At 43.4% G+C, this 25,814-nt stretch carries 30 protein-coding genes; 7 read left to right on the top strand and 23 right to left on the bottom strand.

Annotated elements, in window-relative coordinates; all coding sequences use genetic code 11:
* Nucleotides 1-43 precede the first annotated feature (43 nt).
* The 7 genes from trmD to ABDD94_RS02110 form a co-directional block, all read right to left on the bottom strand.
* A complete protein-coding gene (trmD, locus tag ABDD94_RS02140; RefSeq protein ID WP_345949459.1) occupies nt 44-721 on the bottom strand; it encodes a tRNA (guanosine(37)-N1)-methyltransferase TrmD in 678 nt (225 codons plus the stop codon).
* Between the two features lie 141 nt (nt 722-862).
* A complete protein-coding gene (gene rimM, locus ABDD94_RS02135) occupies nt 863-1,390 on the bottom strand; it encodes a ribosome maturation factor RimM (protein WP_345954489.1) in 528 nt (175 codons plus the stop codon).
* Nucleotides 1,391-1,466: 76 nt separating this feature from the next.
* Nucleotides 1,467-1,997 carry a 30S ribosomal protein S16 gene (locus tag ABDD94_RS02130; RefSeq protein WP_345949461.1) on the bottom strand — a complete coding sequence of 177 codons (531 nt, stop codon included), beginning with the start codon at nt 1,995-1,997 and terminating at the stop codon, nt 1,467-1,469.
* 436 nt (nt 1,998-2,433) lie between these two features.
* The gene (pfkA, locus tag ABDD94_RS02125; RefSeq protein ID WP_345949462.1) at nt 2,434-3,411 is read right to left on the bottom strand and encodes a 6-phosphofructokinase; all 978 of its coding nucleotides are present in this window, start codon (nt 3,409-3,411) and stop codon (nt 2,434-2,436) included.
* Nucleotides 3,398-5,062: a cytochrome c biogenesis protein CcdA gene (locus ABDD94_RS02120; protein WP_345955974.1), complete on the bottom strand. Its 1,665-nt coding sequence runs from the start codon at nt 5,060-5,062 to the stop codon at nt 3,398-3,400. Before ABDD94_RS02120 ends, pfkA begins: the two co-directional genes overlap by 14 nt.
* An 81-nt stretch (nt 5,063-5,143) precedes the next feature.
* Nucleotides 5,144-5,593, bottom strand: coding sequence for a protein-disulfide reductase DsbD N-terminal domain-containing protein (locus ABDD94_RS02115; RefSeq protein ID WP_345954488.1), 450 nt, complete (start codon nt 5,591-5,593; stop codon nt 5,144-5,146).
* A 3-nt stretch (nt 5,594-5,596) separates the two neighbouring features.
* Nucleotides 5,597-6,370: a biotin--[acetyl-CoA-carboxylase] ligase gene (locus ABDD94_RS02110; protein WP_345954487.1), complete on the bottom strand. Its 774-nt coding sequence runs from the start codon at nt 6,368-6,370 to the stop codon at nt 5,597-5,599.
* A gap of 59 nt (nt 6,371-6,429) precedes the next feature.
* On the opposite strand from ABDD94_RS02110, the gene rsfS reads away from it, so the two are divergent.
* The 3 genes from rsfS (at nt 6,430) to ABDD94_RS02095 (ending at nt 9,659) form a co-directional block, all read left to right on the top strand.
* Nucleotides 6,430-6,804, top strand: a complete 375-nt coding sequence (gene rsfS / locus ABDD94_RS02105) for a ribosome silencing factor (protein WP_345949465.1) — start codon at nt 6,430-6,432, stop codon at nt 6,802-6,804.
* A 62-nt stretch (nt 6,805-6,866) separates the two neighbouring features.
* Nucleotides 6,867-8,960 carry an ATP-dependent zinc metalloprotease FtsH gene (gene ftsH / locus ABDD94_RS02100; RefSeq protein WP_345954486.1) on the top strand — a complete coding sequence of 698 codons (2,094 nt, stop codon included), beginning with the start codon at nt 6,867-6,869 and terminating at the stop codon, nt 8,958-8,960.
* Between the two features lie 54 nt (nt 8,961-9,014).
* The gene (locus ABDD94_RS02095) at nt 9,015-9,659 is read left to right on the top strand and encodes a lactate utilization protein (RefSeq protein WP_345954485.1); all 645 of its coding nucleotides are present in this window, start codon (nt 9,015-9,017) and stop codon (nt 9,657-9,659) included.
* Between the two features lie 10 nt (nt 9,660-9,669).
* Here the strand turns inward: ABDD94_RS02095 and ABDD94_RS02090 are convergent, their stop codons facing one another.
* The 5 genes from ABDD94_RS02090 to ABDD94_RS02070 are packed head-to-tail and all read right to left on the bottom strand — an operon-like array spanning nt 9,670 to nt 13,228.
* Entirely contained in the window at nt 9,670-10,176 is a 507-nt protein-coding gene (locus tag ABDD94_RS02090; protein WP_345954484.1) for a shikimate kinase, read from the bottom strand.
* A complete protein-coding gene (locus tag ABDD94_RS02085; RefSeq protein WP_345954483.1) occupies nt 10,173-10,472 on the bottom strand; it encodes a hypothetical protein in 300 nt (99 codons plus the stop codon). The genes ABDD94_RS02090 and ABDD94_RS02085 overlap by 4 nt, the downstream gene beginning before the upstream one ends.
* Nucleotides 10,473-10,475: 3 nt before the next feature.
* Complete coding sequence (locus ABDD94_RS02080; RefSeq protein ID WP_345954482.1) at nt 10,476-11,534, bottom strand: ABC transporter permease; 1,059 nt, start codon at nt 11,532-11,534, stop codon at nt 10,476-10,478.
* Between the two features lie 6 nt (nt 11,535-11,540).
* A complete protein-coding gene (locus tag ABDD94_RS02075; protein ID WP_345954481.1) occupies nt 11,541-12,692 on the bottom strand; it encodes a BT_3928 family protein in 1,152 nt (383 codons plus the stop codon).
* Nucleotides 12,689-13,228 carry a DUF1599 domain-containing protein gene (locus tag ABDD94_RS02070; protein WP_345954480.1) on the bottom strand — a complete coding sequence of 180 codons (540 nt, stop codon included), beginning with the start codon at nt 13,226-13,228 and terminating at the stop codon, nt 12,689-12,691. The genes ABDD94_RS02075 and ABDD94_RS02070 overlap by 4 nt, the downstream gene beginning before the upstream one ends.
* Nucleotides 13,229-13,293: 65 nt before the next feature.
* On the opposite strand from ABDD94_RS02070, the gene folP reads away from it, so the two are divergent.
* A complete protein-coding gene (gene folP, locus ABDD94_RS02065; RefSeq protein WP_345954479.1) occupies nt 13,294-14,148 on the top strand; it encodes a dihydropteroate synthase in 855 nt (284 codons plus the stop codon).
* Between the two features lie 13 nt (nt 14,149-14,161).
* Here the strand turns inward: folP and ABDD94_RS02060 are convergent, their stop codons facing one another.
* Nucleotides 14,162-15,280: a DUF4407 domain-containing protein gene (locus tag ABDD94_RS02060; RefSeq protein ID WP_345954478.1), complete on the bottom strand. Its 1,119-nt coding sequence runs from the start codon at nt 15,278-15,280 to the stop codon at nt 14,162-14,164.
* 129 nt (nt 15,281-15,409) lie between these two features.
* Between ABDD94_RS02060 and ABDD94_RS02055 the strand changes: the two genes are divergently transcribed.
* From ABDD94_RS02055 to ABDD94_RS02045, 3 genes are read left to right on the top strand one after another with little or no spacing between them, the layout of a single operon-like run.
* Complete coding sequence (locus ABDD94_RS02055) at nt 15,410-15,724, top strand: rhodanese-like domain-containing protein (RefSeq protein WP_345949475.1); 315 nt, start codon at nt 15,410-15,412, stop codon at nt 15,722-15,724.
* A 3-nt stretch (nt 15,725-15,727) separates the two neighbouring features.
* Nucleotides 15,728-15,922 carry a DUF6358 family protein gene (locus ABDD94_RS02050; RefSeq protein WP_345954477.1) on the top strand — a complete coding sequence of 65 codons (195 nt, stop codon included), beginning with the start codon at nt 15,728-15,730 and terminating at the stop codon, nt 15,920-15,922.
* Between the two features lie 4 nt (nt 15,923-15,926).
* Complete coding sequence (locus ABDD94_RS02045; protein WP_345954476.1) at nt 15,927-17,084, top strand: prohibitin family protein; 1,158 nt, start codon at nt 15,927-15,929, stop codon at nt 17,082-17,084.
* On the opposite strand, the gene ABDD94_RS02040 is transcribed toward ABDD94_RS02045, so the two are convergent.
* The 10 genes from ABDD94_RS02040 to ABDD94_RS01995 all read right to left on the bottom strand — a co-directional run bounded on the left by ABDD94_RS02040 (nt 17,081) and on the right by ABDD94_RS01995 (nt 25,766).
* Complete coding sequence (locus ABDD94_RS02040) at nt 17,081-18,835, bottom strand: ABC transporter ATP-binding protein (protein ID WP_345954475.1); 1,755 nt, start codon at nt 18,833-18,835, stop codon at nt 17,081-17,083. The genes ABDD94_RS02045 and ABDD94_RS02040 overlap by 4 nt on opposite strands.
* 75 nt (nt 18,836-18,910) lie before the next feature.
* Nucleotides 18,911-19,474 carry a ribosome recycling factor gene (gene frr / locus ABDD94_RS02035; protein ID WP_345954474.1) on the bottom strand — a complete coding sequence of 188 codons (564 nt, stop codon included), beginning with the start codon at nt 19,472-19,474 and terminating at the stop codon, nt 18,911-18,913.
* Between the two features lie 44 nt (nt 19,475-19,518).
* Entirely contained in the window at nt 19,519-20,367 is an 849-nt protein-coding gene (locus ABDD94_RS02030) for a hypothetical protein (RefSeq protein ID WP_345954473.1), read from the bottom strand.
* A gap of 7 nt (nt 20,368-20,374) precedes the next feature.
* Nucleotides 20,375-21,079, bottom strand: coding sequence for a UMP kinase (gene pyrH, locus ABDD94_RS02025; RefSeq protein WP_345949480.1), 705 nt, complete (start codon nt 21,077-21,079; stop codon nt 20,375-20,377).
* Nucleotides 21,080-21,092: 13 nt separating this feature from the next.
* The gene (nagA, locus tag ABDD94_RS02020) at nt 21,093-22,229 is read right to left on the bottom strand and encodes an N-acetylglucosamine-6-phosphate deacetylase (RefSeq protein WP_345954472.1); all 1,137 of its coding nucleotides are present in this window, start codon (nt 22,227-22,229) and stop codon (nt 21,093-21,095) included.
* A gap of 62 nt (nt 22,230-22,291) precedes the next feature.
* On the bottom strand, nt 22,292-23,143 hold the full coding sequence (gene tsf, locus ABDD94_RS02015) for a translation elongation factor Ts (protein WP_345949482.1): 852 nt from the start codon (nt 23,141-23,143) through the stop codon (nt 22,292-22,294).
* Nucleotides 23,144-23,280: 137 nt separating this feature from the next.
* Nucleotides 23,281-24,165 carry a 30S ribosomal protein S2 gene (gene rpsB, locus ABDD94_RS02010; protein WP_345949483.1) on the bottom strand — a complete coding sequence of 295 codons (885 nt, stop codon included), beginning with the start codon at nt 24,163-24,165 and terminating at the stop codon, nt 23,281-23,283.
* Between the two features lie 20 nt (nt 24,166-24,185).
* A complete protein-coding gene (gene rpsI / locus ABDD94_RS02005; RefSeq protein WP_345949484.1) occupies nt 24,186-24,572 on the bottom strand; it encodes a 30S ribosomal protein S9 in 387 nt (128 codons plus the stop codon).
* 20 nt (nt 24,573-24,592) lie between these two features.
* Nucleotides 24,593-25,036, bottom strand: coding sequence for a 50S ribosomal protein L13 (rplM, locus tag ABDD94_RS02000; RefSeq protein ID WP_345954471.1), 444 nt, complete (start codon nt 25,034-25,036; stop codon nt 24,593-24,595).
* 175 nt (nt 25,037-25,211) lie between these two features.
* A complete protein-coding gene (locus ABDD94_RS01995) occupies nt 25,212-25,766 on the bottom strand; it encodes a hypothetical protein (protein WP_345954470.1) in 555 nt (184 codons plus the stop codon).
* Nucleotides 25,767-25,814: the final 48 nt, after the last annotated feature.

The following is a 25,814-nucleotide window of genomic DNA, read 5'->3' as shown; positions in this document are numbered from 1 at the left end:
GCTTTTTAACACAAAACTTGCTTTCGCCACCTCCAACCAGACGTTACTCCCCTAAAAGATCAGGCCTGCGCTGGCGTGTGCGTTCGATAGCTTTTTCAAAGCGCCATTTCTCAATTTCGGGTGTGTTGCCGCCTAACAGAATATCTGGCACTTTATGTCCATTCCAATCGGCGGGACGGGTATACAATGGTGCGTCCAACAATTCTCCCTGAAAGGAGTCAGATAAGGCCGAGGTTTCGTCAGACAATACGCCGGGTATCAGCCTCACTACCGTATCAACCAATACAGCCGCGGGTAGTTCTCCACCCGATAACACATAATCGCCTATAGAAATCTCGCGGGTTACGTATAAATCGCGGATGCGCTGATCGATTCCCTTATAGTGCCCGCACAGTAAAATAATGTTCTGCTTGATGGATAGCTGATTGGCGATAGATTGATTGAGCGTTTCCCCATCCGGACTCATAAAAATAACTTCGTCGTAGGTACGCTCATTTTTCAGCTTGTCTATACAGTTAGCGAAGGGCTCTATCATCATAACCATGCCGCTACCGCCGCCGTACGGGTAATCGTCTACGTTTTTATGCTTGTTCGATGAATAATCGCGCAGGTTGTGCACGTGTATTTCGGCAATCCCTTTTTTTTGTGCGCGCTGCAGTATTGAATGCGCAAACGGGCTTTCGAGCAGGCCTGGCAACACAGTGATAATATCGAAACGCATGATTTTTAAATATTTTAAAGAATACAGATAAAAAACAGTAGTTATATTGAACGATAGTAAGAAACCTTTTCGGGTAAATGGCTTGTCGCTTAGAAAGAATTGCCCGTTAGCACTCGGAATGACAAGTGGGGTTAAACACTATCAGGGGTTTAAATATACATCCAGTAATCCTTCAGGCAAGTCAAGGTAAACTTCGCCGCCTTCCAGGTCAATGCCTTTAATAAAATCAGTATTGAGCGGAAAGAGCACTTCGCGGTTCTGATAATGCACAGATGCTATAACCTGCTGCGGGTATTCAATTACTTCAGTTATTTCACCTAACTCACCATGCGTTTCATCAATGGCAATAAAGCCTTGCAGGTCCATCAGCGTAAAATCGTCTTCGCTTTTTTCAGGCTTTAGTTTATTGGGCAGGTATACATCCTTTTTTACCAACGGCGTAGCCTTATCAATATGATCAACTTCTTCCAGGTACAAATAAGCTGTATTGGCTTGGGGGTATTTAATACTGCTTACAAAGTACGGCACCAGCTTACCAGCCACATCCAAAAACACGGCATTAAAATTAATATCCTGCAAGCCGGCAAAATCGGTATACAACTGCAACTCGCCTTTAAGGCCACGCGTTTTTAATACGGTGCCTATTCTGAAATAATCTTCTGCTTTCATCCCTAAGGGTCTGTAAACAACAATAGCGAAGCACCGGTTAAAGCAGCTTCGCTATTGCATTATTAATATTAAAAAATTACTCGGCCGACTCTTGAGTAGTTGTCTCTTCAGCGCCTTCTTCAGTAGCTGGAGCTTCTTCTTCGGCTACCGGAGTATTTTTAGCAGCAATAGCTGCAGCTCTGTCTTCGTTTTTCTTAGCCTCGGCAGCTAAAGCAGCTTTGCGAGATTCGTCTTTAACGCTGTTTAAGTTAGTTTTTTTACCAGTGATTTTTTCTTCCTTCTGGTCTAACCACGCCGCAAATTTAGTATCAGCCTGATCTTGAGTTAAAGCACCTTTTTTAACACCACCTTGCAGGTGTTTTTTGTATAACACACCTTTGTATGAAAGGATAGCACGACAAGTATCGGTTGGCTGAGCACCGTTATCAACCCATTCGAAAGTTTTATCGAAGTTGATATCGATAGTAGCAGGGTTAGTGTTTGGGTTGTATGAACCTAAACGCTCAATAAAACGACCATCACGTGGAGCACGTGCATCGGCCACTACGATGTAGTAAAAAGGCTTACCTTTTTTACCATGTCTTTGCAATCTGATTTTAGTTGCCATTTCTTTTTCTTCTTGTTATGTATTCAACATGTCCCCGGAGTTCTTTCTGCGGGGCTGCAAAGATAAGAAAAAGAATATAAAACTCAAATAGTTAGCCTAATCCTACTCATAAAATAAGCAATACTTTGTTTTAGACAGCAGAACAACAAGGCTATAGCCAATTTAGCCCAACAACCTTAACTAAACAAAGCCCTTAGTTTGTATTTTCAAGGCTTTATGGTAACCTGCGGTTCCAAGCCGGTTTGCGTATTTTTCAGCCCATCCTTCCAGAAAGATCTAAATCAGCATTACTTACCTTTCACATAGGCTGACAGCATATCAGATTAAGTTATTATTGATGACTATAAGCTAGCTTTACACAACCACATTTACAGAATAAAAAAGCCGGCTAACCTGTAAGGTTCCCGGCTTTTAAAACGTTTAAAAAGTATGGCTTTTATAGCGACAGAATATCTACTATTCGCAGCAAGTTAGCATCTACTTCTGTATTATGCTTAATGGCATTTTCGAAAGGTGTATAAGCTATCTTTCCGTTGATTATACCGATCATTTCATGACTGTGGCCCGCCATAAGCGCCTCCACTGCCGCCACGCCGCAACGGCTGGCCAGCACGCGGTCCATACAAGTTGGGTGTCCGCCACGTTGCATGTGTCCCAGCACTGATACGCGTGTATCGTAGTTAGGATATTTTTCTTTTACCAATCGGCCAATCTCAAAAGCGCCGCCTGCTTCATCCCCTTCAGCTACAATTAAAATTTTAGAAGATTTATCTCTGCGGCCTTGCTCCAAACGGTGATATAAAGCTTCCAGGTTAGTTTTAGTTTCCGGGATCAGAATAGCCTCAGCACCCGAAGCAATACCGGTACGCAGCGCAATAAGGCCCGAGTCGCGCCCCATTACCTCTACAATAAACAAACGGTCATGTGATTCGGCTGTATCGCGTATTTTATCCACTGCTTCAACTACGGTGTTGATAGCCGTATCGTAACCAATGGTAAAGTCGGTACCTTGTAAATCATTATCGATGGTACCCGGCAAACCTACAATAGGAATACCAAACTCATTACTGAATATTTTTGCACCGGTAAAGGTACCATCGCCACCAATGCCTACCAGGGCATCAACGCCGTAACGTTTCAACTGCTTGTAAGCTTGCTGGCGGCCTTCGGGCGTTCTGAACTCTTCGCTGCGGGCGGTTTTAAGAATAGTGCCGCCGCGCTGTACAATGTTGGCTACCGATTTACGATCCATCGGAAACAAATCGCCGCTGATCATACCTGCGTAACCACGGCGTATACCTGTTACCTCAAGGTTATAATATAAAGCCGTTCGAACCACAGCCCGTATGGCGGAGTTCATGCCCGGCGAATCGCCGCCTGAAGTATAAACACCAATGTTCTTAATTTCTGCCATTGTTTTTCTGATAGGCGGCTTTGCCGCTGTCTAAAAATTCAATATAGTTATTCACATCATAGTTAGCCCCTTGCGGCGGAACCAGGACATCGCCTTTAGCGTTAACTATAACGTAATACGGCTGCGAATTTACATTAAATTTTGAAGCTTCATAATCGCTCCACTTATTGCCAATGGTTTTAATTTTCTTACCGCTAAATTCCGATATCTTTTGATCTGCTGCCGGAAGTTCCGTTTTCTCATCCACATAAAGTTCGAGCATTACAAAATCATTGGCCAGACGCTTATGTACCGCCGGATCGCTCCAAACTTCGTTTTCCATTTTACGGCAGTTGGCGCATACCCAGCCCGTAAAATCAATTAATACCGGTTTGCCAAGTTCTTTTGAAACCTGCATAGCCTGATCGTAATCATACCATTCATTTAAGCCGGCATGCTTACCGTTAACAAACAGCTTTTCGTATTTTTTTTCTTTTATAGAAACGGCTTGAACGGATGTTTCATCTGCCGATGAAACACCTGCCGATAGATTAAAATCCTGCGTGGCCGGCGGCGGTAAAAATCCGCTCAGTGTTTTAAGCGGTGCACCCCATAACCCAGGTATCATATAAGCCACAAAAGCAAAAACTATTACTGCCAAAAATGTGCGTGGCACTGACAGGTATGGCACATCGCTATCATGCGAAAATTTAATTTTTCCTATTAAATACAAGCCCAACAAAAATGCTATAGCAATCCATAATGACAGGAACACCTCACGGTCGAACCAGTTCCAGTGGTAAGCCAAATCAACATTTGATAAAAACTTAAGAGCAAAGGCCAATTCCAGAAAACCCAAAACCACCTTTACGCTATTTAGCCAACCGCCCGATTTAGGCAATGACTTAAGTGCCGAAGGGAACAACGCAAACAGCGTAAACGGAATAGCCAGTGCTAACGAGAAGCCCAGCATACCAATGGCGGGCGCTAAACGCTCCCCTTTTGATGCTGCCTCTACTAATAAAGTACCAATAATTGGTCCTGTGCATGAAAACGACACCACTACCAATGTAGCTGCCATAAAGAACAATCCGGCCAAGCCACCTTTATCCGAATTTTCGTCGAGCTTATTAGCTAAAGAGCTGGGAAGGGTTAGCTCGAAAGCGCCTAAAAACGAAACGCCAAATACAATAAGCAGTAAGAAGAAAAATAAGTTAAACACCCCGTTTGATGCCAGTGCATTTAAAGCATCCGAACCAAAAACAAGCGTAATAATCAATCCAAGCGAAACATAGATCACAACAATCGACACACCATAAATAACTGAATGTAGGATACCCTTACTGCGCGAGCCCGCCTTTTTAGTAAAATAACTTACGGTTAAAGGCAATAACGGATATATACACGGCATTACCAGCGCAGCAAAACCACCTAACAGGCCTGCAATAAATATTTGCCAAAGCGTTTTAGGCTTTTCTACCTCTTTTTGAGCAATGGCGCCGGCTGCTTTGATGGCTGTAGGCGTAACGCTTTTGTTAATAGAAGTGTCGGTAGTTACTGCTGTATCGGCAGTGACGGGCTGTACATCAGTAAACTCCAGGCCGGCGGTTGATACGGTGTCAGTTTCCTGGGTAACCACCTTTGCAGAGGCGGGCCCGGTTGTAATTAGCATAACACCGAGCAAAAAGCCCAGCATGGTAGTAATTAAGGTTAAGCGGCTATGTCGTGCTTTCATATATGTTTTGGGTTCCGCTTATTTTACCGGGACAGTAAATTCAACTTCATCTGGCGGCAGGCATTTGCGGTCATTACAGGTCATGTATTCTACCTTACCTTTTACAGTAGTAGCGCCAGCGCCCTTCAATTTAACACGTTGCTGAAATATTACCGAATTTTCGAAATAGCTTACATTCATTTTAAAAGCCGATTCAAATTTGGTGATAGGATTTGGCTCGGCAGTTTTGCCAACCAGTGTATAACCTTTTGCTGATGCAAAAGTAAAGTTAGTAGCAACAGGGCCACCTTCTTTTAAATTTTGTGAGTAAATATGCCATCCTGGTTCAATAGTAGCTTTTACAAATACTACCGCCTCGTTGGCGTTTATTCTTTTTGCAGTGTAGCTCCATTTTACCGGCTCCTCAATTTGTGCAAAAGCAGCAGCTGTAAAAAACAGCGCTACAATCATTAACAATGCTTTTTTCATAAGTTAGTTCTTGTTCAAAAATTCAATTTCCTTTAAATTGTAAACCTTAAGGTTGGTGTTTTGCATAACTTCCAGTTGTCCGTTTGCATTCACACCGGTAATAACGCCTTCAAATATAGTATCGTGTGCTTTAAATTTACCGGGTATATTCGCCCAATACAGTATTTGATGATAAGCCGCCTTTATCTGACTGCTGTTACCAACCTTTAGTTTAAGATACCAATGTTCAATACGGCTGCAAATTTCAAACAATAAAGCCTTTAAATCATAATCTGTATGTAAGATTTGCCGCAGTGATACGGCATTGGGAACCCAATCAGGGAAACAGGTTTGATTTACGTTGAGCCCTATACCAATAATCGAATTTTTAATAACACCGCCCTGAACCTGGTTTTCAATTAATACGCCGCCCAGTTTTTGATTACCTACATAGATATCATTGGGCCATTTAATTTTCAATGACGGTCCAACCAGCGGTAGCAAGGCATCGTATATACCTAAACTTATGGCGCATGTTAGTTCAAATTGCCGGTTAAGCGGTAAAAAGCTGGGTTTCAGTAACAAGCTAAAGGTTAGGCTTTCGCCTTTAGTACTAAACCATTTGTTTTGCTGCTGCCCGCGCCCTGCAACCTGATCTTCTGCCATAATGACCGTGCCTTCGGGTACTGGCTCAGATTTTGCCAGTATATTCTTAACGAATGTATTTGTAGAGTCAACTTCTTTCAGGGTGACCAAATTTTGTCCAACAAATAATCCTGAAAAAATGTTATTTTGCAAAGTATATAAGTCTAAGTAATAATTCTTACATTCAAATCGTTCAAAATTAAAGGTTTTTAATGGTAAAAAACAAAGCGCTAAATGAATCCACTTATATTTCTGAATTAGCTATACACGGCATTCAGGAAAAAAAGGGAAATGATATTGTCAGATTAGACCTCCGAAATATAAAAAGCTCCGTATCTGATTATTTTGTGATCTGTCATGCTGATTCGGGCACACAAGTAAGAGCAATAGCCAATAGTATCGAAGATGAGATTTTTAAAGCTACGCAAACCGAACCATGGCGTAAAGAAGGCCTGGAGCATGGCGAATGGATACTGCTGGACTACGTTGATGTAGTAGTACATGTGTTTAAGACAGATAAAAGAGAGTTTTACGGCGTAGAAGATTTGTGGGGTGATGCCGAAATTAAGTACTATAAAAGCGCCTAACCATCTGCTTTTGCTGTAATGTACTAAATATTTAAAGATGGTTATATGAGCTTGTATTAACGATGAAAGATAGTAAATCAGATAAACCCAAATCCTTCCGAAGGATACCGAATAGAAAAATAACACCCAAGCCGCCCCGGTTTAACTTTATGTGGCTCTATGTCATTGTAATTTTGGCCTTGCTGGTGGTGCCGTACATCCTGAACGGCAATAGTGGTGGTAAAATTGACTTTAGCCCGCAGTTTGTAAACATGTTGCGTAACGGCGACGTGGATAAAGTAGTGGCTTATAAAGACGGCGAGCGCACCATTGCCGAAGTTTATATTAAAAAAGACAGTTTGCGCAAGCCGGAGTATGCTAATTTAAAAGATAAGCGTACACTGAACATGAATTCAAACGGTCCGCAGTTCTACTTTACCGACGCATCTTTCGATAGCATGAAGCAATCGATACTGAACGCCGAGAAAGACCTGCCCGAGTCGTCGAAAGTTCCTATTCAGTTTGAGCCTGCTCATGATAGCTGGCTGTCAAACTGGCTGGTACAAGGCGTAATTATGCTGTTGCTGTTTGCCGGCTTGTGGTTATTCATTATGCGCCGCATGAGTGGTGGTGCAGGTGGTGGTCCCGGCGGTCAAATTTTCAACATTGGCAAATCCAAAGCTACCCTTTTTGATAAAGAAGCCCAGATCAACGTTACTTTTAATGATGTTGCCGGTTTGCAGGAAGCAAAAGAGGAAGTTATGGAGATTGTAGATTTCCTTAAAAACCCGAAAAAGTATACTAACCTGGGTGGTAAGATTCCTAAAGGTGCATTGCTGGTAGGTTCGCCGGGCACAGGTAAAACATTGATGGCTAAAGCCGTTGCGGGTGAAGCGCAGGTTCCGTTCTTCTCACTATCGGGTTCAGACTTTGTAGAAATGTTTGTGGGCGTAGGAGCATCACGTGTACGTGACCTGTTCCGCCAGGCTAAAGATAAGGCGCCATGTATCATCTTTATTGATGAGATTGATGCTATTGGCCGTGCCCGTGGTAAAAACAATATTGTTGGTGGTAATGATGAGCGCGAAAACACGCTTAACCAGTTACTGGTTGAGATGGATGGTTTCGGTACCGATTCTGGTATCATTATCCTGGCTGCCACTAACCGCCCTGATGTGTTAGACTCAGCCCTGCTTCGTCCGGGCCGTTTTGACCGTCAGATCTCGATAGATAAGCCTGACCTGATTGGCCGTGAGCAGATATTTAAAGTACACTTAGGCCCGTTAAAATTGGCTGAAGGTGTTGATGCCAAAAAATTATCAGCACAAACTCCTGGCTTTGCCGGTGCTGAAATTGCCAACGTTTGTAACGAGGCCGCTTTGATAGCCGCCCGCCGCGACAAGGTAGCGGTTGATATGCAAGACTTTCAGGATGCGATTGACCGTGTGATTGGTGGTTTAGAAAAGAAAAACAAGATCATTTCTCCGGAAGAGAAACGAATTGTGGCTTACCACGAAGCCGGTCATGCTATAGCAGGTTGGTTCCTGGAACACGCTGATCCGCTGGTAAAGGTATCTATTGTGCCCCGTGGTGTTGCTGCTTTAGGTTACGCCCAATATTTACCACGTGAGCAGTTCCTGCATACTACCGAGCAGTTAATGGACGAGATGGTAGTATCAATGGGTGGACGTGTAGCAGAAGATATAGTATTCGGCCGCATTTCGACCGGTGCTTTGAGCGATTTAGAGCGCATTACCAAACTGGCTTACGCCATGGTGAAAATATATGGCATGAACAAAGAAGTAGGCAACCTATCCTTTTACGACCCGCAAGGCGAGTACCAGTTTAACAAGCCTTACTCTGACACTACTGCCGAGCTAATTGATGCAGAAGTACGCAAGCTGATTGATTCGGTTTACCAACGCACTAAAGGCTTACTTAATGAAAAACGTTCAGGTTTGGAACTGTTGGCTGCCAAATTATTAGAAAAAGAGGTATTATTTCAACAAGACCTGGTAGAGCTCTTGGGTGAGCGCCCATTTGAAAACCGTACCACATACGATAAATTTGTGAACGGTGAAGCTGCCTTAAACCCAGAAGTAGACAATAACGCTATTCCGGAAAGCGTAACCAACCCTGAAACTGCACGCATTGACGGCAGTACACCTAACAATTAATTTAAATTCTGTTTATATTTAAAGCCACTAGCAATAGTGGCTTTATTTTTTTGCATGAAAGACAACACCACCTCTAAGGAAAAGATGCTAAAAAAGGTGCGTAAAGCTTTGCTGGAGCGCCGCGATAACCCTTATCCCAATCAGGAAGATCTGCCGCTTTACGGCACACCAGCCGAAGACGAGATACTGGAAGTGCTTTTTGCGGAGGAATTTATTGCTGTGGCCGGCCAGTTTGTTTTTTGCGAGGACGAAATACAGTTTATAGAATCGCTGCTTAACCTGGCTGAGCAGCGCAACTGGCATAAAATATATTGTTGGGAACCTGGTTTGCAAAAGATACTGGATACTTACGATTACCCCTATTACGAAACCGACAAAGACTTTGAACATGCCGAAGTAGGGTTTACCCTTTGCGAAGCCCTAATAGCCCGCAATGGCAGCATTATGCTGAGTAATGGCAGTATGGCTGGAAGAAGGCTAAGCATTTACCCGCCTGTTCATATTGTATTAGCTTACACCTCGCAACTGGTGCTCGACCTTAAAGACGGATTTAAACTCATGAACGAAAAATACGGCAAGCGCCTCCCCAGCATGATTACCACTGTTACCGGCCCAAGCCGTACAGCCGACATTGAAAAAACACTGGTTCTGGGTGCCCATGGCCCCAAGGAGTTGTTCGTGTTTCTGTTGGATGGTTAGCGGGATAAAGCTATTCCAACTCCAAAAGCTCCACCACCTTCTCGGCCGTTAAGCTTATACCCTCGGCTACTACCTGTGCTCTCAGATAAAATTTTTCGCGGTCGGCGAGTTTATCAGCAATAAAGCTTATCAATTCGTCGCCATGCTTGTCGCGCAATAAGGGGCGCTCTTCCCGGCTGTTTTCCAGGCGGCTGGCTAAGGCTTTGGGTGATAGTTTAATGTACAGGGTGGTGCCGTTTGCGTTCATCCAATCCAGGTTATCGAAAAAGCAGGGCAAGCCACCACCGGTTGATACGATAGCATGATCAGGGTAAACAGTATTCTTAAGCACCTCAGCTTCGGCCAGTCGAAAAGCAGTTTCGCCAAAGCTCGAAAAATACTCGGCAATGCTCATGCCGGCTTGTTCTTCCAGCACATGGTCAAGGTCAATAAAGCTATAACCCAAACGTGCGGCCAATTTGCGGCCTAACGTTGTTTTGCCGCAGCCCATAAAGCCAATTAAAAAGATGCGCTTCATTTTTTGAGAAAAGATTTTTTGACCAGGAAGGTCATCAATAACACAAAGCCCTCAGCAACTACTGCCGGAATACAAATAATACTGAACATGGGGCTACCCGGCCATCCACCCCATATAACAATGGTGATGATAAAAGAGATAACCAACGATACCAGCAGTACAAGCACCAGCCGGGGTACAGCCATAAACTTTTTAAGTTGCAGCCACTGTATAGCGCGAGCTATGCACCAAACCGGGAAACTCATGTAAGCGATGAGCATCAGCAGTTCGGGTAATGAAATATTAGCTTGTGGCATTACTTAATCAAATTTTACACGCGGATCTATCCAAACGTAAATCATATCAACCAGAATATTGATGACTACAAATATAAAGGCAATAAACAGGATGGAACCAATAATGACCGGAAAGTCCGACATTTCTAACGCATCAACCGTTACCTTGCCTAAGCCATTGTAACCAAACACATACTCTACAAAGAAAGAACCTGCCAGCAATGAGGCAAACCAGTTAGCTATAGCCGTAATAACCGGGTTAAGTGCATTAGGCAGCGCATGGCGGTAAACAATAGCATTTTCGCTTAAGCCCTTTGCACGCGCGGTACGGATATAGTCTTGGTTAAGCACCTCGAGCATAGAGCTGCGAGTAAGCTGCACAATAATGGCCAGCGGCCGCAGGCCAAGCGTAAAAGCAGGTAGTATGATATTACGCCACGTAATCACCTCGCCTTTAAATGGATCGTAACTATACAGGCTGCCCGTCATGTTCAAACCCGTATAATGGCTCAACACAAAGCCAAACAGCCAGGCAATAATAATTCCCGCAAAAAAAGATGGTGCCGATATGCCAAGAACCGAAAAGCCAACCGCAAAACGGTCAACCCAGGTGTTTTGATGCACGGCGCTCAGCACGCCCAACAATACGCCTAATACAATGGCTATGAGCATAGCTAATACGGCCAGTGCAAGCGTATTAGGGATTACGTCCATCAGCAATGCGGCAACCTCCTTATGTGTTTGGTAAGAGCGGCGCAGATAAGGCCACTTCAAACATACGGCATGCGTTTTAGAAACAGGGAATAATTGCACGTAGCCATACCGTTCTTTTTGCTCGGCCGTACGCTCGTGCAAACCAATAGGTGATAGATCGTTCAGGTAATAAGCAAACTGCACACTCAACGGCTTATCCAGACCAAACTCTTTGCGGACGGCTTCTAACGATTGTACGTCAGAGCGTTGGCCCTGCGTCATGCGGGCAGGATCAACCGGCAGTATATTGAACAGGAAAAACACCACCACAACAATGCCTACCATAACGGCCAGGCTATATCCAATTTTACGGAATAGGTAGCGTATCATAACTCTTTATTGTTTTTGCAGATATTGTTTCACCAGTTCGTCATACCCGGGCGCTGTATGGTAATGCCACTTTTTAATTACCGTGCCGTTTTTAAGCAGCATAATGCCCGGGTTAGCACGCACCATGGTCTTCAACGGCACGCCATCAGCATGAAATATCTCCATAGCCAAATGATGTGTTTTGCTGAATGCGGCAGCATCTGCCGGCGATGCTGCTGTAAGTAGTACAGTGCGAACGTTGTAGTTCTGTGTTAAGTTGATAGCCAGTGCATTAAGACGGTTAAGGGCTTCAGTATTAGCATTTTTCAGGTCGTAGGCCACTATCCACAAGTTGTAAAACGGATTGGATAACAGTTCCTGTGTATAATCGCTTCCGTGGCCGTCGTTAATAGCCAAATCGCGTATTTTAGGTTCAAAACCTTTTTTTACCAGGCGTCTTTGGGGTTCTCCCTGTATTTCCCAGTTGGCGTCTTTCCAGATACCGGTTTTTATATAGTCAGTGTTACTAATGTCTTTTTCTGCACCGGTGGCTTTGTTTTTAAGGTGGTAGGTTAACTCATACTCGTCGGGCTTAGCGCCTGGAGGCGTCTTCATCTGGTCGGCTATGTTGTTGCCTACTTTGTAAGGTAAAAAATCGATAACGGGCAGGTAGTTGTAAGTGTAAAAACCAAAGCCCAGCGCTATAACAGTTGCGGCTATGAGCCAGCGTATTTCGGTACGTGTACTAACCAGTGGTCGCATTTTATCCCGGTTAAAAAAGAGTACCATTACCAGCAGTAACAGCACCATATCCTTCCCGAATGACTGCCACGGCGTAAGCGGAATGGCATCGCCAAAGCAACCGCAGGTTTGTACCACCTTAAAAAAGGCGGAGTAAAAAGTGAGGAACCCAAAGAAAATGATGAGCAGCAGCAGCCCCCAGGTGATTGCATTGATACGAATACCGATGATGAGCGCAAAACCTAAAATCATTTCTAACGCGCATAATATGATTGACATAGTCAGCGCTAAATCGTTCAGAAAAGTAACATGAAATACCTCAAAGTACTCTTCCAGTTTGTACGAGAAGCCCAACGGATCATTGGCTTTGATAAGGCCCGAAAAGATAAAAAGCAGACCTACCGCAATACGGCAAAACCAAATCAATGAGTTTTTCATTTCACATCTAATTTTATCAACGCAAATACCGCGTAATTGAGCATATCCTGGTAGTTTGCCTTTACGCCTTCAGATGCCAGCGTTTGGCCCTGGTTATCTTCAATTTGCTTTACACGTAACAACTTCATCAAAATCAAGTCGGTTAACGAACTAATGCGCATATCACGCCAGGCCTCACCATAGTCATGGTTCTTATCCATCATCAGGTTATAGGTTTCCTTGGCATAACGTTCAAACAAGTCGCTTACGTGGTCAACCGATAGTTCAACCGGCATTTCAGGAGTACTCTCCAGCTGCATCATGGCAATCAGGCAATAGTTTACAATGCCAATATACTCACCAGTAATATCATCGCCCACTTTGGATATCTTTTTTTCTTCGAGCGTGCGTATACGCTGCGCCTTAATAAAAATTTGATCGGTAATGGACGACGGACGAAGGATGCGCCAAGCCGTTCCGTAATCGCGCGTTTTTTTGATGAACAGGTTCTTACAAACGTTTATAACAGCCTCGTATTGGGTTGCAGTATTACTCAAAGTACTCGTATTTAAATTTTGTTCGGATATTTGCCTCACACGGCCCTGTTAAAAGCCGTTAGTAAATGGCTAAAGATACAGTTTTTCGTAAAAAGGCAACGCTAAATGCTGGCGGCAGGGTGCTTGATTTAAGTAAACCACAAGTAATGGGCATTATTAACTTAACGCCCGATTCCTTTTTTGCCGGCAGCCGTAAGCCCGCCATTGGTGATGCACTGCAGCAGGCGGGCCAAATGCTTGCCGATGGTGCCGCGCTATTGGATCTGGGCGCTTATTCATCGCGCCCCGGTGCAACGGATATAGACGTACAGGAAGAAACAGACAGGCTGCTGCCAGTAGTAGAAGCGATAGTAAAAACTTATCCGGATGCTGTTTTATCCATAGATACGTTCAGGGCAGGGGTAGCGGAGGCTGCTATTAAAGCGGGCGCTCATATTATTAATGATATTAGCGGCGGGCAGCTCGATGAGCAAATGTTTAATACTGTTGCCCGGCTACAGGTGCCTTATATTTTAATGCACATGAAAGGTACACCGCAAAACATGACGCAGCAGGCTCAATATGACGATGTTTTTAGTGAGGTGTTCGATTATTTTGTACAGCGTTATACTGAGCTCAAGCTGTTAGGCGTACATGACGTACTTTTAGATCCGGGCTTTGGTTTTGCCAAAACTGCCGAACATAGCTATACGCTTATAAACCGATTACAGGAGTTTGACATGCTGGAACTGCCGGTGCTGGTAGGTATATCGCGCAAGCGCATGATTTATGGCTTATTAGGAACTACAGTTGCTGAGGCTTTAAATGGCACAACAGTTTTAAACACCATTGCCTTAGGTAAAGGTGCCAATATTTTGCGTGTGCATGATGTGAAGCCGGCGGTAGAAGCGGTTAAGCTATGGCAAAGTGTTAACGGGTAAGTCCTGTTAAAGCCTACTCATAGCTGTGCCGCTCAAAGTCATAATCAGATTGGGCAGATATGATCTTTTTCTTCTTCTGAATATCGGTATCCACCTGGTGATCGTAAACATTATCAGTAACGGTAATTTCGCGGTCTTTATCGCGTTCGGCAAAGTGGATATTGGCCTCTGTCATTTGTGCAAGTGCCACATCATACGGGCCTTTGGGGGTCATCAGCTTCACAAATACCGGCAAGCATTCAAACAAGATGAATAGGTAACCGATAAATGATTGCGCCAGATAGGTATCCAGATCCTTAGTGCCATCCTGCCTGAAAGACAGCTGACCCAATGCCCAATTTCGGTCAGCAAAACCGGCCACATTAGCCAGGCTATCTAACTGAAAATTGGTAAACAAGCGGGTACTGTTCAGGCCTTCATAATCCTTACGCTGGCCCAGGTACTGTTCCATCCGGTTCAAATCGTCGGTCACTGTTTTTAAACGGTTCTGCTTTTCTAACAGTATCGATTCCTTTTGCTTGGCATAGGTGCCGTAGCCGGTAATGCCGGAGGTTTGATTGGTTTTATCGCCAAAAACTTCCTGGTTCAGTTGTACTCGCGAGCGGTTAATGTCGCGCTCTAACGAATCTTTTTCCTTTTTCAGATCGTTGTTTTTAGCCAGCTCCATGGCATATTTTTGGCCATATGTTTTTTGCAGGGTGTCTATCTTGCGGTTCTGACCTTTGAGGTAAGCATCTTTTAACTTGTTACGGATCTCTTTATCAAAAATCTTTAACTCAAGCGGGCGAGAGATAACCATACCAATCATAATAGCCAGTAAAATACGCGGAGTGGCCTGCAATATCTGCTGGTTAGTGCTGCCCTGCTTGTTAATGCTGGATACAATGTAGCGGTCCATATTAAAAATGGCCAAACCCCATATTAAACCAAACAGTATAGCAAACACCGGTGCAATAGGATTGCCGCTAAATACAAAGTACATGGCATAGCCGCCCGATAAGCTGGCAAACAAGGCAGTAAAAAATATAGTGGCCCCAATGCCCACATACTTATTGTGCTCAATGGGATATTTTTTCAGGGTTTCGATATGCGCTCCCGAACAGAACCAAAAGAAACGGGTAACTTTTCTCATCAATTACTAAACTACAAAAATAATGGTTAACCTGTAAGTAAAACGCCGTTAGGTACTGATTGTTACACTAATCCGACTGAATATTTATAGATTAAAAAACTACCTTTGACCTATAATTTAAAACAAACCATGAAAGAGATAACTGTTGAAGAGCTGAAAAGAATGAAAGAAAACGGCGAAGATTTTCAGCTGGTAGATGTACGTGAAGATTTTGAGTATCAAATGTCGAACCTGGAAGGTGAAAACATCCCATTGGGCGGTATTTTAATTGAAACCGATAAAATAAGTAAAGATAAACCTGTAGTAGTAATGTGCCGCAGTGGCAAACGTAGTGCTATGGCTATTATGCAGTTAGAACAACAAGGCTATACCAACCTATACAACCTGCAAGGCGGCATACTGGCGTGGGCCGACCAAATAGACCCCACTATTAGCGTATATTAAGCTATGGGGTTTAAAATGTTTTTGAGCGTGGTGTACAATATAGGCATATTTATAAGCCTGTACATGGCCTATTGGGGCTTTACGCATCAGCAATATATTTTTGTAGCAGCCGGTATATTAATAGCAGCCTTATTTATATTTTTAAAAATACGATTGCTAAAGCAGGTAAAGGCTATGGAAAGACCTGTAAAAAAATAAACAGATGATACTCATTTTCCTGGGTGTTTTAATTTTAGTGGCAGGTACCGTTTTAAAACGTTCGGCCTCGGCAGGCAGCCGTTATGGCGGCGTGGCTACTACTGTAGGTATAGTAGTTATAGTGCTGGGCATAATACTGTCGGCATTTAAAACGATACCGCCCGGGAAAGCAGGTGTGCAAACCCTTTTTGGTAAAGTGCAAAACAACGTACTCGAAAGCGGTTTGCATGTCATCAATCCGCTGGTTGACGTTACGCCATTCAACATCCAAACCCAAAACTACACCATGAGCGCCATACACAGTGAGGGCGACGTATCTGGCGACGATGCCATTCGGGTGTTATGCTCTGACGGTTTGGAAGTAACCATCGATCTTTCGGTGTTATTCAGGGTTGATAAAAACAAAGCTCCTTTCATTTACCAAAACATTGGAGTTGATTATATTGATAAAATTGTGCGCCCGGTGGCCCGCACCGCCATACGCGATAACGCTGTAAATTACCAGGCAGTAGATTTGTACTCCACCAAGCGCGACGAATTCCAGAGCCGTATTTATAAGTATATAGCCAGCAACTTTGCCAAAAATGGCATGGAATTACAGCAAATATTAGTGCGTAACATCAGTTTGCCAGCTTCGGTAAAAGCCAGTATCGAATCAAAAATTAACGCGGAACAGGAAGCTCAAAAAATGCAGTTCGTACTACAGAAAGAGCGGCAGGAAGCTGAGCGCAAGCGCGTAGAAGCCCAGGGCATTGCCGATTACCAGCGCATTCTCTCTACCGGCCTATCCGACAAGCAGCTGCAATACGAAAGTATAAAAGCGCAAAAAGAAATTGCCCTGTCGCAAAATGCCAAGGTGATTATTATGGGCAATGGCAAAACGCCGGTCATATTTAGGAAACCAATAGGTTTGGAGCCAAGATTAGGGTGTCACCAGATGTACGACCAATTTTTAACTTACGGGCCTAAGCATAAGTTTTATTGTCATCGGGTGCAACTGCAAGCCTATGGCATTGCATCTCTTACCAGTACCCCTAAACAGATTGCCACATCACTGGAGCTTTCTACAATGATAAGACAGATAATGCTACTTATGCATCCAACTTTAAGCAATGGATACCAATTGCTTAAACCGTCTCTTTTGAGCGGTAAAGGAAATTAAGCGTCTATTGTGTGCTTCTCTCCTATTTGCTGCCTCCACATGGCGTAATACAAGCCCTTTTGGGTAATCAGATCGATATGCTTGCCCTCTTCAATAATGTTGCCTTTTTCGAGCACATAAATCTTATCAGCATGCATAATGGTGCTTAAGCGGTGGGCAATTAATATGGTAATGTGATCCTGATCTTCTGAAACGTCTTTAATAGTTTCAGTGATCTCTTCTTCGGTTAAAGAATCTAACGCTGATGTAGCCTCATCAAACACGAGTATATCGGGCCGGCGTAGTAGAGCGCGTGCAATAGACAGGCGTTGCTTCTCGCCACCTGACACTTTTACGCCGCCTTCGCCAATTACAGTATCTAAACCCTTATCTGCACGGGCCAGCAAGCTTTGACAGGCCGCGCGGTGCAATACGTGCATGCATTCCTCATCAGTAGCGCCGGGGCGCACAAATTGCAGGTTCTCACGGATGGTTCCCGAAAAGAGCTGTGTATCCTGGGTTACAAAGCCAATCTTCTCGCGCAGGCGGTCCAGATCAATTTCTTTGCTAAGCACACCGTTGTACAATACATCGCCCTGTAAAGGCTGATAAAGCCCCACAAGCAGCTTAACCAAAGTGGTTTTGCCCGAACCTGATGGACCAACAAAAGCAATGGTACTGCCGGTTCTTACATCAAAGCTTATATGATTAAGTGCATTACGGTTAGCCGTTAAGTGTTTAAAGCTAACGTTGAAAAAGGTTAAATCTTGCACCTTTTCGAGCATTACCGGTTTTTCAGGCTTTTTATCTACTGGAGTGCTAATAATACGTTCAAAATTAGCCAGCGATATTTGTGCCTCGCGCCATGACAAGATCACGTTGCCCAGTTCCTGCAGAGGGTTGAACAAAAAGAACGAGTAAAACAGGAATGTAAAATACTGCCCTGCCGAAATGGTCCCTTTAAAAATGAGCAATAACAATACAACAATCATGATACTGCGTACCAGGTTAACCGTGGTGCCCTGTACAAAGCTCATGCTGCGCACATACTTTACTTTTTTCAGTTCAAGATCGAGTATCTTGTAGGTAGTTTTATTTAGCCTTTCAATTTCCTGGCTAACCAGGCCCAGGCTTTTTACCAACTCAATATTCCTTAACGACTCTGTGGTTGAACCGGCCAAAGCTGTGGTTTCGCCCACTATTTTACGTTGTATATTTTTGATGCGCTTACTTAGCGCGGTGCTCACAAATGCAATTACCGGTATGGCACAGAAATAAACCAGCGTTACTTTATAACTTACGTTAAAAGAATACACAATAACAAACACCATACCCACTAAGCTCACAAATAACACGCTGATAAAGGAAGTAATAAACTTTTCGCTATCCAGCCGCACTTTTTGCAGTATGCCCAGCGTTTCACCACTGCGCTGATCTTCAAATACCTGGTAAGGCAATTCCAACGAGTGCTTTAACCCATCAGCATACATGTTGGCGCCTACCTTTTGGGTAATAATGTTGGTAAAGTAATCCTGAAAGTTTTTGGCTATACGCGACACCATGGCTGCACCAACGGCCAAACCAACCCACGTCAGCACACCCCACACAAACTGATCATGTGTAAGGGTATTTTTCTTTTCGATGAAACGGTCTACAATACGACCGGTTATGTAAGGATCGAGCAGGGAGAAACCGATATTGAAAGCAGCCAGCAACAGGGCCAGCAGCACAACCAGGCGATATCTGGTTAAGTATGACAAAAGTATTTTCATGATAACAGGGTGCAAAAATAGAAAAGGGAATGATGCAAAGCATTCATTCCCTTTAATTTGACGTTGACTTAAGAATTAAACCGTCATGATGTCTTTTTCTTTGGCTTCAGATAACTGGTCAACCTTAATGATATAGGTGTCAACCAATTTCTGGACTTCGCCTTCGCCGGTTTTAATTTCGTCTTCCGAAACACCTTCCGATTTAAGCTTCTTAATTTTATCGTTGATATCTTTACGGATATTACGGATGGCTACCTTGCCAAATTCGGCCTCGCCTTTTAATTTCTTAACCAACTCACGACGACGCTCTTCGGTTAGCGGCGGTACGTTGATGCGGATAATCACACCGTCGTTCTGTGGATTTAAACCCAAACTTGATTCTTTGATTGCCTTTTCTATGGGACCTAACAGTGTTTTTTCCCAAGGCTGTATAACCAGCGTACGGGCATCAGGTGTATTTACGCTACCTACCTGACTTAAAGGAGTTGGCGTACCATAATAATCAACCGTAATACCATCAAGCATGCTTGGGCTTGCTTTGCCAGCACGTATTTTAGATAGCTCGTTATCAGCATGATCAATTGCTTTATCCATCAAAGCCTTAGCGTCATTCAGTTGCTTTTTAATGAGTTCGCTCATTTTATTTTGGTTTTTGTAGGTGCAAAAATAGAAATTTTAGTGAATTAGTTGTGTTTCACTAACTGTACAATATGTGCGAAGGAATAATATTTTGGCTTTTCAGGTTTCGAACCAGGCATAAGAACCGGGAGCCAATCGGCATTATTTACCTTTTTAAACGTAGGCGCGCCCTTGGAGGCCTTCCTGTCTGTGTAAGTGTTTACTTCAAAAGTTCGGTCAATTTTATCCCTATAAAAGCTTCCGACTTTTCTTCTGTAACCAACAAAATAGTGCCCGGGCTTAAGCACTATCTGCTCATCAAAAAGATTAGACACCATTGCGTGTTCATGAAATAACCCCTTTATAGGATTTACCAAGACACTGTTCCCTGGTTTACCACCATTATCTTCATACAAAACGAATTCAAATGAGGGTTCGTTACCTTTCCAAACTTCAGTAACTGGAATCAGTAGTAATCCTACTACACTTGGGGCCTCAATATCAATCCGAGTTACCTTCTCAACAATAGTATCACCTTGCTTTGTGCTGTCTATAGATGTAACATTAAAACTACTATTTTTTTGTATAATCTGTGCCTGCAATGGAGAAGCATAGTTAAGTATAATAGGTTTTAATGCCTGGCCTGAACGTTTTAAAACTACGTCTTTAACACCTGGCTTAATAACAATGGATGTATCCCGATAACCCGCCATATGCAAACGGCATACAACGCCAAGATTTCTTATGCGAATATAGCCAGACGAATCGCTGACTGCGGCAACTACATTATACTTTGATAAGGCTACACCCTTAACTGGCTTTCCCTCCTGATTTGTTACTGCAAACTCAACAAGTTGGGCTTTGCTGTAGTGGAAGATGAATAAGAAAACCGTTAAAAATACAGTCTTAACCATATATAAATTATCTTACCAGAGTTCCAACTTGTTCGCCCTGGGCTATTTTCATGAAGTTGCCGGGCTTGTTCATATCAAACACGATGATAGGCAGGTTATTTTCCTGGCAAAGGGTAAAGGCGGTCATGTCCATTACATTCAAGCCTTTATTGTATACTTCCTGGAAGCTCACTTCATCGTAACGCGTAGCGGTGGGGTCTTTCTCCGGGTCGGCGGTATAAATGCCATCCACACGAGTACCTTTTAATACTACGTCGGCTTTAATTTCGATAGCGCGTAATGATGCTGCCGTATCGGTTGTAAAGTAGGGGTTACCGGTACCGGCACCAAAAATCACAATTTTGCCTGTCTCCAGGTGTGACATGGCCCGACGGCGGATGTAAGGCTCACATATCTGCTCCATTTTAATGGCCGATTGCAAACGGGTATCAACACCGATACCTTCCAGGGCGCTTTGCAGGGCCATGCAGTTAATTACAGTGGCCAGCATGCCCATATAATCGGCCTGCGCACGCTCCATGCCCGATTTTTCGGCGCTTAAACCTCTAAAAATGTTACCTCCGCCTACTACGATGGCAATTTCTATACCAGCATCGCTCACACTTTTTATGTCATGTGCATACTGCAATACACGGTTATTATCAATACCATATTGCCGCTCACCCATTAAAGATTCGCCGCTTAGCTTCAGTAATACTCTGTTATATTTCATGCAGATAAATGATTTATATTATGGGGTTGATTTTATTTGTATGGTGTAGTGTACCGTTCAGAACTGATGATAAAAAATTAAATTCCGGGTCAAAAATAATTAAATCTGCGTCATATCCGGCCTCAACTTTGCCTTTGCTTGTTAGCGCTGCCAGTTGTGCGGGGTATAACGTAGCCATGTTGATAGCCTCAGGCATATCTATGCCAACTTTGTTTACACAGTTTTTGACGGCATTCAACATCGTTAGTGCTGATCCCGACAGGGTACCATCAGGCATTGTATACCGGTCGCCGGTAAATTGGTGCTGATAAGTGCCTTCGGTAGCCTCTGTAACGGCATCGGTAATCAAAAAAAGCTTATTGCCCAGCTGGCGCTTGGCCAGGGCTATCATGGTAAAATTTACATGGATGCCGTCGGCCACTATACTGGTGTAAGGCCGTTCTTCAAATATAGCCGGAATGATACCCGGCTCGCGATGGTGCATGGGCGGCATAGCATTGTACAAATGGGTTACCGCTTGTACCGGCTTATTTAAAAATGCCTTGCCTTGTACATAGGTAGCGTCACTATGGCCTGATGACAGAATGATATTTTGCTGGTGCAGGTAATCAATTACTTCCTGGTCCTGTAACTCGGGTGCAAGGGTTATCATTTTAATTTCGCCGTTGGCAAGTTCAATCCAATGTTTTACCTCATTAAGCGTAGCCTTTTTAATGTACTTAGCCGGGTGTGCGCCTTTGCGTGCTGCGTTTAGGTAAGGGCCTTCAAGGTGTAAGCCTAAAAAATTACCTATACTTTTGGAGCGGTAGGCTTTTGCTGCTGCAATGGCCTTTAGCACAACCTCATCACTATTGGTAGCTACGGTAGCTAAAAAGCCGGTACAGCCCTGTTGCAGTAAGGTGGTTTCCATTTGCTGCAAGGCCTGAGTACTGGGAAGGCCGCCAAAAAGGGAGCCACCTGCACCGTATATCTGCAGGTCAATAAGTCCGGGGGCAAGAAGAGCCAGATTTAAATTAATGCGCTCGGCATCAGCAGGAATTTCGGCTTCGTTTACGATGGCGTCAATCTTGCCTGCTTTTAGAATAACAGCTTTGCCTGCGGTAAGGTTACCGTTGGATACAATAATGGTATTGTATAAAGCCGTTAACATAAGTTTATATTAAATAAAAGTGCAAAAAAAATCCCCGCCTTTAAAAAGGCGGGGATTATAAATTAAGCTCCTAAAGCTACTCGCTTAAATGCAGTAACCGTTAAGCCTTTATCAACGGTGTTCAGAAACTGAGCAACGCTTTTTGATGAATCTTTCACAAAGTCCTGGTTTAACAGGGTTGAGTCTTTGTAGAACTTGTTCAGTTTACCGGCAGCAATTTTTTCAACCATTTCTTCTGGTTTGCCTTCTGCACGGATCTGATCTTTAGCAATTGCTAATTCGCGCTCTACAGTAGTAGCGTCAACATCGCCTTTATCTAAAGCAACTGGGTTCATGGCAGCAATTTGCATAGCTACGTCTTTACCAGCCTCATCGGCACCGGCAGGATTGCCGCTTAAGCCTACTAATACACCTAAACGGAAGTTACCGTGAATGTAAGCAACAATTTTTTCGCCTTCTAAAACAGCATATTTAGATACACCGATTTTTTCGCCGATTTTACCGGTCATGGTAGTGATGGCTTCGCCAACAGTTACACGGCCAACTTCGGTATCAATCTCTAAAGCGTTTACTTCTTCGGCAGTAGCAGGCAGGGCTTGTACAGCAACGTTAGCAATAGCGTTAGCAAAAGCGATAAACTCAGCGTTTTTAGCAACAAAGTCAGTTTCGCAGTTTAGCTCAACAATAACACCTTTTTTGCCATCTTCAGAAGTACGGGCAATAACCACGCCTTCGTTTGATTCTCTGTCCTGACGGCTGGCGGCTACTTTAGCGCCTTTTTTTCTCAAATAGTCAATAGCTGCTTCAAAATCACCGTTAGTTTCGGTTAACGCTTTTTTGCAGTCCATCATACCGGCACCAGTTTGCTGGCGCAGTTTATTTACGTCTGATGCAGAAATTTGTACTGTAGACATTGTATGTTGTGAGTTGTATGTTGTGAGTTTTAAGTAACCCGCAACAAAGGGTTAATCTTATTTAAAATGTATAAAGTTGTGAGTATGTACTGCAAGTGTAACCTGCAATATATAACTCACAACTCTAAACTTATAGCTTATGCTCCGTGGCCTTCGCTGCCAGAACTGTCAGCAACGTTATCCGGCGCCTCAGTGGTAGCTGCTGCTTCTACAGCATCAGTTTCAGCTGTTACTGCACCTCTTCTGCTACGGCGACCGCCTTCAGTAGCTTCGCCACCATCAGCTTTTGCTTTCGCTGCTGCACCTTCTTTTTCAGCCTCGTCATCTTTTTCACGTTTACGCTCGTCTAAACCTTCCTGAATAGCCTGGATGATGATACCGGTAACCAATGAAATTGATTTAGTAGCATCATCGTTAGCCGGGATAGGGAAATCGATGTTTGAAGGATCAGAGTTAGTATCCACCATTGCAAAGGTTGGGATGTTCAACTTTAATGCCTCAGATACAGCAATGTGCTCTTTCTTAACGTCGATCAGGAAAAGCGCAGCAGGTAAACGGTTCAGGTCAGAAATACCGCCTAATAAAGTTTCCAGTTTGATACGCTCACGCTGAATCATCAGACGCTCTTTTTTAGAAAGGTTGCTGTAAGTACCGTCTTTAGTCAGTTTATCGATGTTTGACATCTTTTTGATTGACTTGCGTACGGTAGCAAAGTTAGTTAACATACCACCTAACCAACGCTCGGTTACGAAAGGCATGTTTACTGATTTTGCATAATCAGCTACAATGTCTTTTGCTTGTTTCTTGGTAGCAACAAACAAAACCTTGCGGCCTGATTTTACAATTTGTTTTATAGCGGCAGCTGCCTCTTCAACCTTGGTTAAGGTTTTATTTAAATCGATAATGTGGATACCGTTGCGCTCCATGAAAATGTACTGCGCCATTTTCGGATCCCATTTGCGGGTAAGGTGACCAAAGTGTACACCTGCATCCAGTAAATCCTGATATGTTGTTCTTGCCATTGTTGTGTCCTCCTTAAAAATTAACGTTTACTGAATTGGAATCTTCTGCGTGCTTTACGACGACCTGGTTTTTTACGCTCCACCATACGTGGGTCACGGGTCATTAAACCTTTGGCGCGCAATGCAGGTTTCTTTTCAGCATCAAGTTCAACAATAGCTTTAGCGATAGCTAAACGAACGGCCTCAGCCTGTCCTTTTACGCCACCACCTGCAACGTTTGCAATGATGTCAAATTTATCACTTGAACCAGATACCAGTAAAGACTGGGTTGCAACGTATTGCAATGGCAAGGTTGGGAAATACTCTTTGTAATCTTTACCGTTAACGGTAAGGGCGCCGCTACCATCGTTTAAGTAAACGCGGGCAACAGCTGTTTTTCTTCTGCCTGAAGTGTTAGTTGTTGGCATTCTCTTTTCTCCTTAAAAAATTAAAAGTTAATGGTTGTAGGGTTTTGTGCGGCATGAGGATGCTCGGCACCGGCATATACATGCAGGTTACCATAGATTGCACGGCCCAAACGATTTTTAGGTAACATACCACGAACGGCTTTTTCAATTATGCGCTCGGGGAATTTAGCCATTAACTCCTTAGGAGAAATGAAACGCTGACCACCTGGATAACCAGTGTAAGAAACGTATTGCTTGTCGGCAAATTTGTTTCCGGTCAGTTTTACCTTGTCTGCGTTAATAACGATCACGTTATCACCGCAGTCTACGTTTGGAGTGAAGCCTGGTTTGTGTTTACCTCTGATGATTGCAGCAATCCTAGAGGTCAAGCGCCCCAAAATCTCGCCTTGTGCGTCAACAACTACCCATTGTTTGTTAACGGTCTTTTTGTTGGCTGAGACAGTTTTGTAACTTAACGTATTCACTTGCTTTGAATTAAATTATATTAAACAGTTTACTATACCCCGTAATTTCGGGACTGCAAAGATACGAGTATCCATTTAATTTACAAGCAGTTTGATTAAAAAAGTTGAAGACTACAGGCTCTGTAACTGCAGTGGTTGTTTTGAATAGGATAACCTAATACAGTTAATTACGACATCAATGTCTATTTATCATTTTTAGCAAATCGCTTACCGCGGGCATGGGTTGCCCTAAAATAACATCTTCATACACAGGGCGCACTAAATGGTTTCTTACTTTGTACTCCAGCAGCTCACCTTCTGCGGCAAGCGTATAAATCATTGCTGGCTTGCTACTATCCTTTATAATATATGTTCGGTAATGAAAATCGGCATTGACAGGATAGTTCTCTTGATCTAATTTTGCAGCATCAGGGCTTATTCTTAACAGAATTGTGGTATTCACATGTATCACACTTTCTATTTGGTAAATCTCCAAGCAATGCTTCCCCATTCGTTTCCAGGATGTAACAGTATTTGCACCGACTTTCTTGTTAGAATAAGTCATGCTATTTAAAGCTAAGCGGGCATATGGATCAAATAACACCAGAGTGTATTTTCCATCTTTCTTATTTAAACGCACACCATGCGTCTCACTTAATATCTGTTTACCTCGTTTTAAGTCGGCAGCCAAATAACAAGAAGTCTTTGCATTTTGGAGTAACAAGAGCAGCATTAACAATTTAATGACCATAGAAGATAAAATTTAAGTTGCGTGATGTAATAACTATATTTAAAGCAA

It is taken from the genome of Mucilaginibacter sp. PAMB04168, assembly GCF_039634365.2.
Lineage (GTDB): Bacteria > Bacteroidota > Bacteroidia > Sphingobacteriales > Sphingobacteriaceae > Mucilaginibacter.
The sequence above is the reverse complement of the archived record's forward strand: the minus strand, read 5'-3'. Positions and strand labels throughout refer to the sequence as shown.